Raw genomic sequence first — 13,632 nt, 5'->3', positions numbered from 1 at the left:
TCCTTGTCTGTTTATTGTGTGATCATCGGCAAGTTCAAGCCTTGCTCTTTGGCACAATCAATCGCAATGTCATAACCTGCATCAGCATGACGCATTACCCCTGTTGCAGGGTCATTGGTCAATACACGTGCAATACGTGCTGCTGCCTCATCTGTACCATCACATACGATCACCACACCTGAGTGTTGAGAGAAGCCCATACCTACACCACCGCCGTGATGTAATGACACCCAAGTCGCACCGCCAGCAGTATTCAACAAGGCATTCAATAACGGCCAGTCAGATACGGCATCTGAACCATCTTTCATTGATTCTGTTTCACGGTTTGGACTAGACACTGAACCTGAATCCAGATGGTCACGACCAATCACGATAGGTGCTGAAAGTTCACCACTACGAACCATTTCATTAAATGCCAAACCGAGTTTTGCACGTAAACCTAAGCCGACCCAGCAAATACGCGCTGGTAAACCTTGGAAGCTAATACGTTCACGCGCCATATCTAACCAGCGATGTAAATGTTCATCATCTGGAATGAGTTCTTTTACTTTGGCATCTGTCTTATAGATATCTTCTGGATCACCTGAAAGTGCAGCCCAACGGAATGGACCAACACCACGACAGAACAATGGACGAATATAAGCAGGAACGAAGCCAGGGAAATCAAAGGCATTTGCTACGCCTTCATCTTGTGCCATTTGACGGATGTTGTTGCCATAGTCAAAAGTTGGAACACCCATTTTCTGGAAATCCAGCATCGCTTGAACATGCTGCGCCATCGACTGTTTCGCTGCTTTAACCACAACTTCTGGCTCAGTTTTAGCGCGCTGACGGTACTCTTCCCATGTCCAGCCAATTGGTAAATAACCATTTAATGGGTCATGTGCGCTGGTTTGGTCAGTCACCATGTCTGGATGTACGCCACGACGGACTAATTCAGGTAAGATTTCTGCTGCATTGCCATGTAATGCAATCGAAACAGCCTTACCTTCTTTGGTATATTTTTCAATACGCGCCAAAGCATCATCTAAATCAGTGGCTTGCTCATCGACATAACGCGTACGTAAACGGAAATCGATACTGGTTTGTTGGCATTCGATATTGAGTGAGCATGCGCCTGCCAATGTTGCAGCTAAAGGTTGTGCACCGCCCATACCACCTAAACCAGCAGTCAAGACCCAACGACCTGTCAAATCACCGTTATAGTGTTGGCGACCTGCTTCTACAAACGTTTCGTAAGTGCCTTGCACAATGCCTTGGCTACCAATATAAATCCAAGAACCCGCTGTCATCTGACCATACATTGCCAAACCTTTCGCATCCAATTCATTGAAATGCTCCCACGTTCCCCAATGTGGAACAAGATTCGAGTTTGCAATCAAAACACGCGGTGCATCTTTATGGGTTTTAAACACACCCACAGGCTTACCAGATTGAACCAACAAGGTTTCATCAGTTTCTAAATTCTTTAGCGTTTCAACGATCTTGTCAAAACATTCCCAGTTACGTGCAGCACGACCGATACCACCGTAAACAACAAGCTCTTTTGGATTCTCTGCAACATCAGGGTCAAGGTTGTTCATCAGCATGCGTAACGGTGCTTCTGTTAACCAGCTTTTTGCATTGAGCTTTGTACCACGTGGTGCGCGAATTTCTACATCACGAAATTTTGTTGTCGTTGTTGTCACAATCGGACTCCTTCCATTGAGTTTGAATCAGCAAATTAACCTGCTTTACTGTATAGCAATGTATTAACTTGTATATACATCCATATACTACACAAAACTTTTATATTGAAAAGATGCTTTTCAATTCTTTTATGAAAATAAATTACAAACTTATGAAATAAATAGATTTATTTTTTGATCGGCAATAAAAAACACATACAACCTGAAGTCATATGTGTTTCGTGAAGTTTGCAAAAAATTAGATTTTTGTGAGTTCGATCAGACAAGCTTGCTTAAAACGCTCAGATTTTAAAACCAGTTTTTTCAATGCTTTTTGCTGCTCGATTTTAAGACTTTGCTGGTGTACTAAACGAAAAACCTGCCGATCCACTTCAATTTCCAATGGTTCTGAACTCTGATTAAAAATAAAAATCAGATCGGCTGAACTGAACATCTCAGTGCTCGCTGACTCAAACAGCCATTGGTAGCAGGAATGCCATTTTTCAGGATGATAAATCAAATTAAAGTCCCGGATCGGTCCGTCAATTAGTCTACAACTGGTCGTGCGATCCCCACTGAATTGAACAGATTGTAAAGTTCTCAGATGCTCGGAATCACCGGCAATATTCAATACGATGCCAGCACCTTCCAATACCGTAAGGATGCGTTGCATGCCATTAAACTTGGAAAAATCCCCCGAAGTTTTGACATCAGCCATGGAGATACGCCAATCAAACGTATCCAAACTGTCACCGTCACTTCGGGCAAGCTCAACGGTATAACCTGCACCATTCTTCCACAGCATCTGTTTATAGTCAGCCGTGTCTAAGTGTTGAATCATTGGGTAAATTTACCATCCAGATAATAACGGCTACCCGGATAGATCAAGCGCGCACTGGAAATGAGTTGTTTATTTGACCAAGTTCTGCGACGAATCAACAGACAAGGTTCAGTCTTGTTTATTTTCAGCCATTTACATTCTTGTGCTGACGCTAAAATTGCGGTCACCACATGTTCCCCTTCAGTCACGGGTGCTTTCGACATTAAATAAGCATTTGGTGTGATGGACTTAAAATCTTGTGCCAAATAATCTGGAATCAACATCGGATCGACCAGTCGATCTTCGATTTGTACAGGCACATCATTTTCATAATGCACGATGATCGAGTGAAATAGTTTTTGTCCTTCACGAATCTGCATCAGCATACTTTGTTCAGCATTGGCCTGAATCTGTTCCAGTACCAAAACTTCGGCATGATGTTTATGATTTCGGGCAATGATTTCTTCGGCAATATTATTGACATGAAACAAAGCGGTACGCCCTTGTCCTTCTGCAACAAAAGAACCAACACCTTGGATACGTACCAACAAACCTTCACTGGTGAGTTCGCGCAAGGCACGATTCACGGTCATGCGACTACAGCCGAGTAAATTAACCAATTCACTTTCTGATGGAATTTTTTTATTGACGGTCCATGTTCCTTCATAGATTTTTTGCGAAATCATTTGTTTCACACGCAAATACAAAGGAACAGGACTATCTTCTTCTAAGGACAAATCTAAATCGTTTTGCTTTGTCGCTCTTGACATTGGCTAAAACTCATACTAAATACTATAACTCATTGTATATTGAATTTAGCGCAATTGTATATACAAGCCTATACAAATAAACAATTTAGGCTTAATAGAAGATAAACAACTCTGATTTAATCTCTTAAATATCCCAAATTTATTCAAGCTAAACCGTATAGCGTTTGCTTAAACCCCATTCAGCCAAGATACGGCGATACATGGTCGAAGAACGATCTGCTTCAAAATGTGCTTCCATACTAATATCTAAAGGTAATTCTTCTGGCTTTTGCGCCTCTACCATCTCTTGATCTTCGGCAAAAATCTGCGCATTAAAATCATAGACTGCCTGTAAATCCCCCGTGGTATCGAAATTACGGGTTAACGGTACAAACAAACGGGTCTTATTATGCGAGATGGGACAACAGGCATTTAAAATCTTGAGCACCCCGTCATTTGGAAAATGAATGGTCAGTATTGCTGAAAATGGCGGATAAACATCAAAGATTCGTTCCCATAAAAAATCATCGGGTGCTAAATGTTGCATACCATGCGGATAGTTGCTGACATTACTGGTGTAGTTCGTATGCAAGCCATAATCGGTACGTTCAGTCCAATATTTAGGTACTACAGGATTATCTCGATCGGCAAAGGCCTGATGATGCACCCAAGCAAAGTGTGCCACATCAATAAAACCTTCCAGTTGACGACCGCTTGAACCGGCAATATCCACAGAAGGCGGCAAAATGGCTTGATGTGCCTCACTCTCCCATGTGTCTAATACAGGGAAATTTGCCAAACTTTCATCTCTGCCCAAAATGCTGGTCCAAACCAAGCCATATTTTAAAACCACGGGAAACTTGGTCAGCGAAAAGCGCTCTGAGATTTTAGTTAAATCAGGTTGAGCTGGGATTTTAGTGCATTTGCCATCTTCATTAAAATGAAGTCCATGATAAGGACAAATCAAAGTGTCTCCCTCAACCCAGCCTTTACTCAAAGGCACACCACGATGCGGGCAAATATCTCGTGCTAAATGAATCTGCCCTGTTTCGGTCTTATACAAAGCTAGATTCATATCCAATAAGGTCACTTGCTGAGGTTTACTGCCCACATCTTCAATACGTGCCACGGGATACCAATGTTGTGCAAGAATCTGCCAATCCTGATCATCAAATTGGCTATGACATGGCTTATTTGGAAGATTGATGAATGGAATTGCGTTCATATCCTGTGCTCATTTTTAAGATTTTTCTCTTCAAGAGCAGTGTGGAATAGATCAATATTCTCGTCTATTAGAATGATTTATATGCATCATTCTAAAAATTAGAACAGCCTAGGCACTAAAATTGCTTCTGTATTAAAACCTGCTTTATCTCAAGTGAGTTTGCAATGGCCTTGCCATTTTCACGTTTTGCCGATTATTTTATTGCCGTTGCCAAAACAGGCAGTTTAAGAAAAGCAGCCGATCAACTGTTTATTTCTGTCTCTGCCGTACATCGGCAGATTGTTTTGGCAGAAGAAGAACTCGGTGTGGCTTTATTTGAACGTTTACCCAGTGGACTCAAGCTGACCTTGGCTGGTGAATTACTCTATGCCGATCTACGCAGCTGGCAAAAAGAGTTTCAAATCACACAGAAACGTTTGAATGAAATCCAAGGCATACAACGCGGTTCAATTGATTTTGGGATGATTGCAGCACTCAATGAAAGCTTTGTCAGTGCCGTGATGCAGTCTATTGTTCAGCAATATCCGTGGATTAATTTTAAGGTTCGTGTCTTGGACAGTGATCGTATCGCTGATCTGGTGATTAATGCTGAACTGGACTTTGGCTTGATTCTGAACCCCAAACATCAGCATCAATTGCAGATCAGTGCCTTTATTGAAATGCCCTTGGGTTTCGTAATTCCTAAACAGCACCCTTTAGCCCATAAAGAAAAAATCTACTTCTCCGATACGCTGGAATTCAATCATATTATTCCTGCCGAGCCTTTGGTTATTCATGACCATGTCACCGCCTTATATAAAAAACAGGACTTTCACCCACGCCACACCATCGAATGCAACGATATCCATATGATGATTTCATTGCTCAGACAAAACCTAGGTATCAGCATCATGAGTTATCTGGATGCAGCCCCTTATATTGAAAATGCTGAATTTGAATTTAGAGCGATCAATGATCATGGCCTACATCCAATTACAGTTGCACTTTGTGTTGCACCAAAACGGCAACTTTCTCGGATTGCTCAAATCATGATGAATCAAATCATTATCGAGATGGAAGCACTAAAATCGCGCATGCTACAGAATATTCATCAATAACATGGTATTTTTGCACCAAAACAAAACACACAAGCTATTGATTTAAATCAATATAGTGTTTGACACCCAAAGATTTAATCAGGTAAGTTGATGTGAAGATTCACCTTTTTCACGATTTAGGCATTGCTATGGTTTGGCCCAATACAGACGCTCATTTAACAGCAGATTATCCACGCGATATGGTCGGTTATGCCGATCAACCTCCACATGCCCAATGGCCCAATCAAGCAAAAATCGCGGTTCAGTTTGTGCTGAATTATGAAGAAGGCGGCGAAAAGCATATTCTGCATGGCGATGAAGGATCAGAACAGTTCTTGTCTGAAATCAGTGGTGCAGAAAGTTATCCTGCTCGGCATCTTTCGATGGACTCGATTTATGAATATGGATCACGGGTCGGTTTTTGGCGGATTCAGCAGGAATTTGCCAAACGCCAATTGCCTATGACTATTTTTGCTGTGGCGATGGCGTTGCAACGTAATCCATTGGTGGTCGAGGCGATCAAACAACACCATTATGATGTGGTCTCGCATGGCTTACGCTGGATTCATTATCAAAATATGGATGTTGCAACCGAGAAACAACATATGGATGAAGCCATGCATACCCTTAAAGATTTGTTTGGTGAAATGCCGACAGGTTGGTATACAGGCCGTGATAGCCCGAATACCCGTCAATTATTGGCTGAATATGATCAGGTGCAATATGACAGTGATTATTACGGCGATGACTTACCCTTTTGGACAACACTCAGCAATGCAGCGGGTGCAAGCCGTCCGCATTTAATTATTCCCTATACACTTGATACCAATGATATGAAATTTGCCTCACCAACTGGTTTTAATCGCAGTGAGGATTTTTTTGAATATTTAAAAGATGCTTTTGATGTCCTCTATGCAGAGGGAGCAACCTCACCCAAGATGCTTTCGATTGGTATGCACTGTCGAATTTTAGGACGTCCTGCCCGCTTTAAGGCATTACAACGTTTCCTTGATTATGTGCAAAATCATGATCGGGTCTGGATTTGCACCCGTCAGCAGATTGCGGAGCATTGGTATACACATCATCCTTTTCAAGCTTAGGTTTATTAAAGCGTCATCATGTGTCGTATATCCGATTTAAACAATTTATCCAAACAAAATAAGCTTTAAGCTACTCCTTTAGAATAAGGAGATGATCAGGATGAAAGTACAATATTTTGCAGCGAGTACACTAGATGGATTTATTGCGACCGAAGACGATTCTTTGGAATGGTTATTTGCATTAGGCGAACTAGATAACTCAAGTTATCCCACGTTTATTGCAAATGTTGGTGCTTTGGTGATGGGATCGGCAACTTATGAATGGATATTGAATAACGCAGAGCAAGTTGCTGCCGAAACAGGTTCTCCTTGGCCTTATACTCAGCCAACTTGGGTATTTTCCAGCCGTAAACTGCCCTTGATTGAAGGTGCAAATATCCATTTTATACAAGGAGACATCACTCCTGTTTATGCTGAAATACAATCCATCATTGAGGATAAGAATATTTGGATTGTAGGCGGTGGCGAATTAGCGGGTCAGTTCTATGATGCCAATTTGCTTGATGAACTGATTATACAAATTGGCTCAGCCACCCTTGGGAAAGGAAAAGCGCTTTTCCCCCGAAAAGTACTTGCTCCAACACTTAAATTGATCTCCGTTCATCAAATGGGTGAAGGTATGGTTGAATTACATTATAGCGTTGAACATAAAAAAAATTAGTAAAATGTTGAATGCCTTATCTAGCCTGTAAATACTGGTGAAACAATTAAAGAACTCCCCCAACTCAATCGAATTAACCCATTCTGTCAAATAAAATGGGTTATTCGGAAGAATTTTCCAATCGTTGAACTGATACAATTTTATGACCTGATTGCGAATCGAGGAGATGCGTTTATACGACATTTCTTAATGCCCAAATAGGAAAAATTAAAAAGGAAAAATGCTTATGGCGCTTATTTCATGCCCCGAATGCAGCCGTCAGGTTTCGACCCAAGCCAACTCCTGCCCGCATTGCGGTTATCCTCTGCAGACGCAACATAACACACCCGAGCCAAGAGCATTGCAATCACCGCATGTGTTAAGCCGCACCATCATGGCACTCGGCGCTTGGCTGATCACGCCTTGGATTGCGCGACTCCTCTTCGGACTAGCGGTGCTGGTATTTGCCTATCTTTCACTTAAGAGCGAATGAATAAGCTTAATTAAAGAACTACATAGCCTTGTTAGTTGTACACGTGTTTTTTGTAGCCAAAGATAGGTATTCGAAGGACTTAACACGACTCAATTAAAACAAAATGCGGTCAACATATAAGTAGAGTAATTAGACATGTTTTCAATGAACAGATTCATGGTGTTGGGAATAGCATTGCTCGCGTGCGCCTGCACGAAGTCACCCTCGGCTAACGAAGATAAGGATAATGCCACGGCGAAAACAGCCAAATCAGCAGCGAAGTCCGCTGGGGATGTCGACTTCCCAGTAATCCCGCAGATCGTTGTGCCGGAGATCATCGGTATTGGCCCAGCCCAGCGAGCGTTGGAAACATCGATGCAAGATATCATTGACCCAGTGGCTGGCATCAGTGTCAAGCCCGCCAACTGTGCCACCGACGGCGCATTAGTCAACGATGCGGGCATTACCAGCACAGATGCGCAAGGCAATCTGTCGCGCAACGGTGATGAAGGCATCTTCCATATCGACGCAGACGGCAGTGGTACCGCCAACTACGAAGGCGGCGTCATCGTCGTCAACGCAGATGGCAGTGGCACAATCAACGGCAATGGCGGCGGTGGCGCTGACGATGGAATCATCTCGGTCGAGGCCGACGGTTCGGGCACGTATAACGGCAAGTACGGCATCATCGTGCTGGACGGCAAAGGTGGTGGTACTTGGAACGGCGACCACGGGGTGATTCGCAACCAAGGTGATGGTTCAGGCAGTTGGAATGGTCCGCAAGGCATCGTCACCATCAACGCCGACGGCAGCGGTACATGGAACGGTCCGCACGGGTTGGTGAGCAACGACGGTAAAGGCAATGGCAGCATTGGCACACCAGCACGTCAAGTGAAAATGGCACCAATTCCCAAGGTCACTCCAGCTGGCAAGTTCCCGCCGTTAAAAAAATTCGCTCCATCCGGTGTGCCATGTGGGTTCATCATCACTCTCAATGATCAGGTGTTGTTCGATTTCGACAAGACGAATATCCGTCCTGACGCAGCTAAAGTGCTGGACAGCTTGGCCATGGCCTTGCAGAAAGTACCAGCCAAAGCAATAGAAATTCGCGGACATACCGATGCCAAGGGCAGTGATGCCTACAATCTGGATTTGTCCGAGCGCCGTGCTAAATCAGTAGGCATGGCCTTGCGCCAGCGTGGTGCCGCAGCTGATGCCAGCACGCGTGGTTACGGCGAGTCGCAGCCAGTGGCGCCCAACGTAGTCAGCGGCCAAGACAACCCTGCCTGCCGGCAGTTGAATCGGCGGGTGGAAATCTTCGTGCGCACTTGATGATGCGAGCGGGTCAACGATGGTCACGTTTTATACTCGTAAGCGTATTGCAATAGCTCAGTATTGCAATACGCATTTGATGAACGATAAAACCTTGTATCTTGTCTATATAGATTCCAATCTGGCAACTGATGATATGCCGATGTTTTTTTATTACTCGCTGGACTTAGTTGAATGAATACTTAAAGATGCCCGCAAATGCGATGAGTTTCCCCTGCTACGATATCTCAACTTTAGCTTAGGCTATTTTTGCCATTTCTACACTCCGCTGTTGTAATAACTTCACCGCTTGCTTGGCTTGCCAACCCAACTCCATCATATCCAGATCAGGAATCTGATCATTTTCCATCACCATTTTCCCTGCTACAAACATCGCTTTAATATGCGCGCGTCCGCCACTTGCCACAGGCCCAATCGCCATATCATGTAAGCCAAAATAACGAGGATCATCTAACTGATAAATGACCAAGTCAGCCTGTTGCCCCACCTCAATTGTCCCGACTTGATCAAGCCCTAAAATCTTGGCCCCACCCACTGTTCCCCAACGGATCACATCCTCAATACGGGCAGCATCTGCACCACCTTCAAATTGCCCACCCTCATATTGTGGTGTCGCCAACATCCCCTTTCTGGCTCGTTGTAATAACCAAGCAGCATGGGTTTCAGACAGCATATCTGCGGCTTCATTAGAACCCGCGCCATCTACCCCAATTGAAATGGTCATCCCTGCCTGTTCCAGAGCAACAAGATCAGCAATACCGCTACCCAAACGCGCATTACTCTGAGGACAATGCGCAATACCTGTTTTGGTCTGACCTAACAACTGAGTTTCTTCGGGTAATAATTTCACTAAATGCGCAAACCAGACATCACTGCCAATCCAATCCTGCTCGGCACAGAACTGGACTGGGGTCATGCCAAACTTGGCTCTAGCTGCATCCAAATAATCCACTGTTTCAGATAAATGGCTATGCATCCGAATCCCCAATTGTCTGGCAATTTTGGCGCTTTCCCGTAATTGCTGAGCTGTGGTCGAATGCAAGGTTGAAGTCGGTGCCATCACGATTTTTCGAAAAGCATCTGATTCTGGCTGATGATATTGCTGCACCAAACGCTCAATATCCGCCATATAGTCTTCAAATTTCTCAGGACGTAAGGCTTGAGGCAACTCACTTTCCAAACCACGCGTTAAGGTTGCACCACCACGACACAGCACAAAGCGCATGCCCAATTTTTCGGCTTCATCAAATAAAATTGCAGCACCATCAAACGGCATCTGTGGCCAATATAAATAATGATGATCTGCTACCGTTGCACAACCTGAACGTAATAATTCAATCAAGCCAATACGTACAGCAATCCGAAAAGTGCTTTCATCAAATGCGCCACGGAACCGATACGGCGTACTGGCAAGCCATGAGGTCAGGTTTTGATTTAAACCTTGTGGCTCGCCCTTTAATAAAGACTGAAATAAATGGTGATGAGTATTTACCCATGCTGGGTAGATCACACAATCTTGAGCATTCACAACCTGTTCATTCGGCTGAGCACTTAACCGCCCTATTTCAGTAATTTTACCTGATTGGATGCGGATATCAGTGGATGAGCAGCGTGCTGCTTCACCAGTTAAGCCTGTCAAAATGGCATGGGCATTTTGAATTAAATAACTTTGATTTAATTGCTTTGAAATCATACCTGCTCACTCTCATGCCATTTGCTTAAAAAGAACTGGCTTAATAAAGACATCAGAACAAATAAGCCCAGACCAGTACACGTAATCAGAAATAATGCAGCAAACATCAAGGGTAAATCCAACTGAAAACCTGCTTGTAAGATTTGATAAGCCAAGCCTGCACTAGTACCACCCGCGCCTGCTACAAACTCGGAAACCACAGCGCCAATCAGTGCCAAACCACAGGAAATTCGTAAGCCACCAAAGAAATAAGGCAAGGCATTCGGCACACGTAAACGCATCAAAATCTGCCAGCGACTGGCTTTATTGATTTGGAAAAGATTGAGCAAACCTTTATTGACACTACGCAAACCTAAAGTGGTGTTGGTCAGTATCGGAAAAACTGCGACTAACATGGCACACACCACCAAAGCCAAAGTGGTATTTTGAATCCAGATGATGACCAAGGGAGCAATCGCAACAATGGGTGTCACCTGAAATAAAATGGCATACGGCATAAAACAAGCTTCGAGCACACGACTTTGTACAAATACAAAAGCGATCAATGTGCCAATCATCACAGCGCAAGCAAAAGCCAATAAGGTGATTTTTAAAGTTACCCATAAACTACCGAATAGCACACTGGACTGATTAATCAGCGCCATCACAATATCACTGGGCTTCGGCACGACATAAACAGGGACTTCCAGTTGTTGAAAACTCAGTTGCCAAAACAACAAAAAGATCAGACCAAGCCCAAGTGGAGCGGCAATACGTTGTACGGTTGGATGTTGTAGCAATGGTTTAATCATGAGCATGCCCTCCGCTTGCCTCAGCCAATAATTGCGATAGATGCGAACATTGTTGAATAAAGATGTCTGAACTTCGGAAAGACTCATCGCGTTGATAAGGCCCTTTAATATTCAGGTCCGCCACTACGCGTCCTGGTCGTGCACCCATCACAATGACCCGTGAAGACAGATACACCGCTTCATAAATACTATGCGTAACAAATACCACTGTAAGATCTCGTTCTGACCATAATTGACGGATATCACTATCCAGTTTATGGCGGGTAAATTCATCCAATGCCCCAAAAGGTTCATCCATCAACAATAGATCAGGTTCTGTTACTAAAGCTCTGGCCAATGAGGCACGCATTTGCATGCCGCCTGAAAGTTCACGTGGATAAGCTGTGCTGAATTTTTCTAAACCAACGGCTTTTAAAGCAGCTTGGACTTTGGGCGTACTGGTTGATTTGGCAATACGCTGTAAGTCCAAAGGTAAACGCACATTGTCCTCAATATTGGCCCACGGCATCAGCGTAGCTTCCTGAAACACCATGGCCATTTTGCACTGTGATTGAATATCAGCTTTACCATTCCAGCGCACTAATCCAGCAGAAGGTTGCTCGAGATCGGCAAACATTTTCAGCAAGGTGCTTTTACCGCAACCTGATGGTCCCAATAATGAAATAATCTCGCCGCGTGCAATATTTAAATCCAGTCTTTGTAAGGCATTGGTGCCATTGGGATAGGTTTTTTCAACCCCTCTAGCCATGATCATTGGCGTGATAAAGGTTGAAGATTCTTGTATTGGTATCTCAATTGATAAAGCAGAATTCATGTGGTTTCCCCTTGATGCGAATGCACTATTTTGTTAACCCTTCAGCCATAATTTAGAGCTAAGATTATTTGCTAGCTTTAATAAATTGCGTGGTATAAGCAGCTTTCCAATTGGTTTGAGCTTTGAGTAAGCCTGAGTTCACCATAAAATCTCGCGTTGCTTTCCAACGTGCATCCGTCATCACGCCAATGCCTTGGGTCTTGGCATCTCCACCATCAATCAATTTTAATTTGCGCATTTGCCCCACTGCAAAAGTCAGTAATTCATCATTCATATTCGGATTTTCTTTTTTAATGATGCTATTGCCCAAATGTGGGTCTGCTAAATAGTTTTTCCATCCCTCCATTGAAGCTTGGACAAAACGGCGCAGCACATCAGGTTTGTTTTGAATCACATCATTGCGAGTCACTAAAATGCCGCCATAGGCTGGATAACCCGCATCAGCAAATAAAAAGAAATTACTGGATGGTTCTGCTTTTTTTGCCTGAAAGACTTCTGAAGTGGCATAGGCTTGCTGTACTACATTTTTGCCTGCCAAGAATGGCTGCATATTGAAGGTATAAGGGCGTGCCTGTGCAGCATCTAATTTATATTTGCCTTTTAACCAAGGCCACCAGCTTGCTTGTCCGCTGGTTGAGACTAGAATGGTTTTGCCTTTGAGATCGGCCAAAGACTTTACATCGCTGTGAGTGAGCACGCCTTGTGGATCAAACTGGAATGGTGCTGCTACCGCTTTGATGGGAAAGTTACTTTCGATGCCTTTTAAGACCTGTAGGTCATAATTAATAATAATGTCGGCACGTTTTGACAATAATAAGGTCATGTTATTGACTTGTGGCCCACCGATTTTAATATCGACATCAAGCCCGTATTTTTTATAAATTCCTTGTGCCAGTGCTTGGTAATATCCGCCTTGCTCGGCTTGTGCAAACCAAGTGGTTTGTAAAACCAGTTTATCGGCTGCAAAACTGGTTGAGCTGAGAACTGTGCCTAGTCCCAATAACGCGCCCGAGATAACAGTACGTCGCCCTTTGCCCACATAGTGCTGAATATTCATATTAAGACCCCTAAATCTGTATGGATTCATCTTGCTATTCTTTTAAGGGGGTCAATCAATGTATAAGCTACACATTTCTCTCAAAACCAAATCAATTGGCTTTGTCCCCAAAAGAGGAACAGCAAACGCTGTAGAGCAATGTCCCGTGTGTTCACAACACACTGACCGCTTATACTCAATCATGATTTAGCAAGCT

The 13,632-nt window shown here is 43.6% G+C and carries 13 protein-coding genes; 5 read left to right on the top strand and 8 right to left on the bottom strand.

The window, feature by feature from the left end:
- Positions 1-11: 11 nt before the first annotated feature.
- The 4 genes from hutU to WA352_RS15090 all read right to left on the bottom strand — a co-directional run bounded on the left by hutU (position 12) and on the right by WA352_RS15090 (position 4,461).
- Positions 12-1,688, bottom strand: a complete 1,677-nt coding sequence (gene hutU, locus WA352_RS15105) for a urocanate hydratase (protein WP_005204526.1) — start codon at positions 1,686-1,688, stop codon at positions 12-14.
- Positions 1,689-1,926: 238 nt separating this feature from the next.
- Entirely contained in the window at positions 1,927-2,508 is a 582-nt protein-coding gene (locus WA352_RS15100) for a HutD/Ves family protein (protein ID WP_033134062.1), read from the bottom strand.
- Positions 2,505-3,257: a histidine utilization repressor gene (gene hutC, locus WA352_RS15095; RefSeq protein ID WP_336143058.1), complete on the bottom strand. Its 753-nt coding sequence runs from the start codon at positions 3,255-3,257 to the stop codon at positions 2,505-2,507. Before hutC ends, WA352_RS15100 begins: the two co-directional genes overlap by 4 nt.
- Before the next feature lie 148 nt (positions 3,258-3,405).
- Complete coding sequence (locus WA352_RS15090; RefSeq protein ID WP_033134063.1) at positions 3,406-4,461, bottom strand: aromatic ring-hydroxylating oxygenase subunit alpha; 1,056 nt, start codon at positions 4,459-4,461, stop codon at positions 3,406-3,408.
- A gap of 164 nt (positions 4,462-4,625) precedes the next feature.
- On the opposite strand from WA352_RS15090, the gene WA352_RS15085 reads away from it, so the two are divergent.
- The 5 genes from WA352_RS15085 (at position 4,626) to WA352_RS15065 (ending at position 9,081) form a co-directional block, all read left to right on the top strand.
- Positions 4,626-5,558 carry a LysR family transcriptional regulator gene (locus tag WA352_RS15085; RefSeq protein WP_033134064.1) on the top strand — a complete coding sequence of 311 codons (933 nt, stop codon included), beginning with the start codon at positions 4,626-4,628 and terminating at the stop codon, positions 5,556-5,558.
- 128 nt (positions 5,559-5,686) lie between these two features.
- The gene (gene puuE / locus WA352_RS15080) at positions 5,687-6,637 is read left to right on the top strand and encodes an allantoinase PuuE (protein ID WP_033134065.1); all 951 of its coding nucleotides are present in this window, start codon (positions 5,687-5,689) and stop codon (positions 6,635-6,637) included.
- A gap of 100 nt (positions 6,638-6,737) precedes the next feature.
- On the top strand, positions 6,738-7,298 hold the full coding sequence (locus tag WA352_RS15075; protein ID WP_033134066.1) for a dihydrofolate reductase family protein: 561 nt from the start codon (positions 6,738-6,740) through the stop codon (positions 7,296-7,298).
- A gap of 226 nt (positions 7,299-7,524) precedes the next feature.
- Positions 7,525-7,770, top strand: coding sequence for a zinc ribbon domain-containing protein (locus WA352_RS15070; RefSeq protein WP_005312984.1), 246 nt, complete (start codon positions 7,525-7,527; stop codon positions 7,768-7,770).
- A gap of 135 nt (positions 7,771-7,905) precedes the next feature.
- A complete protein-coding gene (locus WA352_RS15065; protein WP_241345077.1) occupies positions 7,906-9,081 on the top strand; it encodes an OmpA family protein in 1,176 nt (391 codons plus the stop codon).
- A 238-nt stretch (positions 9,082-9,319) separates the two neighbouring features.
- Here the strand turns inward: WA352_RS15065 and WA352_RS15060 are convergent, their stop codons facing one another.
- The 4 genes from WA352_RS15060 to WA352_RS15045 form a co-directional block, all read right to left on the bottom strand.
- Positions 9,320-10,774 (bottom strand): amidohydrolase family protein, encoded by a 1,455-nt coding sequence (locus tag WA352_RS15060; RefSeq protein ID WP_033134705.1) that lies wholly within the window; start codon positions 10,772-10,774, stop codon positions 9,320-9,322.
- Positions 10,771-11,565, bottom strand: coding sequence for an ABC transporter permease (locus WA352_RS15055; protein WP_033134704.1), 795 nt, complete (start codon positions 11,563-11,565; stop codon positions 10,771-10,773). Before WA352_RS15055 ends, WA352_RS15060 begins: the two co-directional genes overlap by 4 nt.
- Positions 11,558-12,379 (bottom strand): ABC transporter ATP-binding protein, encoded by an 822-nt coding sequence (locus WA352_RS15050; RefSeq protein ID WP_033134703.1) that lies wholly within the window; start codon positions 12,377-12,379, stop codon positions 11,558-11,560. Before WA352_RS15050 ends, WA352_RS15055 begins: the two co-directional genes overlap by 8 nt.
- Positions 12,380-12,443: 64 nt before the next feature.
- Entirely contained in the window at positions 12,444-13,436 is a 993-nt protein-coding gene (locus tag WA352_RS15045; RefSeq protein ID WP_033134702.1) for an ABC transporter substrate-binding protein, read from the bottom strand.
- Between the last annotated feature and the right edge of the window lie 196 nt (positions 13,437-13,632).

Origin of the sequence: Acinetobacter sp. 102 (assembly GCF_037028485.1) — a bacterium.
Taxonomy (GTDB): domain Bacteria; phylum Pseudomonadota; class Gammaproteobacteria; order Pseudomonadales; family Moraxellaceae; genus Acinetobacter; species Acinetobacter higginsii.
Note: the sequence above shows the minus strand (reverse complement) of the source record. Positions and strands in the feature narration are given on the sequence as shown.

Excerpts from the sequence above, each read along its gene's own strand:
- WA352_RS15055 (WP_033134704.1), bottom strand. The coding sequence starts at position 11,565 with ATGATTAAACCATTGCTACAACATCCAACCGTACAACGTATTGCCGCT.
- WA352_RS15085 (WP_033134064.1), top strand. The coding sequence starts at position 4,626 with ATGGCCTTGCCATTTTCACGTTTTGCCGATTATTTTATTGCCGTTGCC.
- WA352_RS15090 (WP_033134063.1), bottom strand. The coding sequence starts at position 4,461 with ATGAACGCAATTCCATTCATCAATCTTCCAAATAAGCCATGTCATAGC.
- WA352_RS15070 (WP_005312984.1), top strand. The coding sequence starts at position 7,525 with ATGGCGCTTATTTCATGCCCCGAATGCAGCCGTCAGGTTTCGACCCAA.
- hutC (WP_336143058.1), bottom strand. The coding sequence starts at position 3,257 with ATGTCAAGAGCGACAAAGCAAAACGATTTAGATTTGTCCTTAGAAGAA.
- WA352_RS15065 (WP_241345077.1), top strand. The coding sequence starts at position 7,906 with ATGTTTTCAATGAACAGATTCATGGTGTTGGGAATAGCATTGCTCGCG.
- WA352_RS15075 (WP_033134066.1), top strand. The coding sequence starts at position 6,738 with ATGAAAGTACAATATTTTGCAGCGAGTACACTAGATGGATTTATTGCG.
- WA352_RS15060 (WP_033134705.1), bottom strand. The coding sequence starts at position 10,774 with ATGATTTCAAAGCAATTAAATCAAAGTTATTTAATTCAAAATGCCCAT.
- WA352_RS15045 (WP_033134702.1), bottom strand. The coding sequence starts at position 13,436 with ATGAATATTCAGCACTATGTGGGCAAAGGGCGACGTACTGTTATCTCG.
- WA352_RS15050 (WP_033134703.1), bottom strand. The coding sequence starts at position 12,379 with ATGAATTCTGCTTTATCAATTGAGATACCAATACAAGAATCTTCAACC.
- WA352_RS15100 (WP_033134062.1), bottom strand. The coding sequence starts at position 2,508 with ATGATTCAACACTTAGACACGGCTGACTATAAACAGATGCTGTGGAAG.
- puuE (WP_033134065.1), top strand. The coding sequence starts at position 5,687 with ATGGTTTGGCCCAATACAGACGCTCATTTAACAGCAGATTATCCACGC.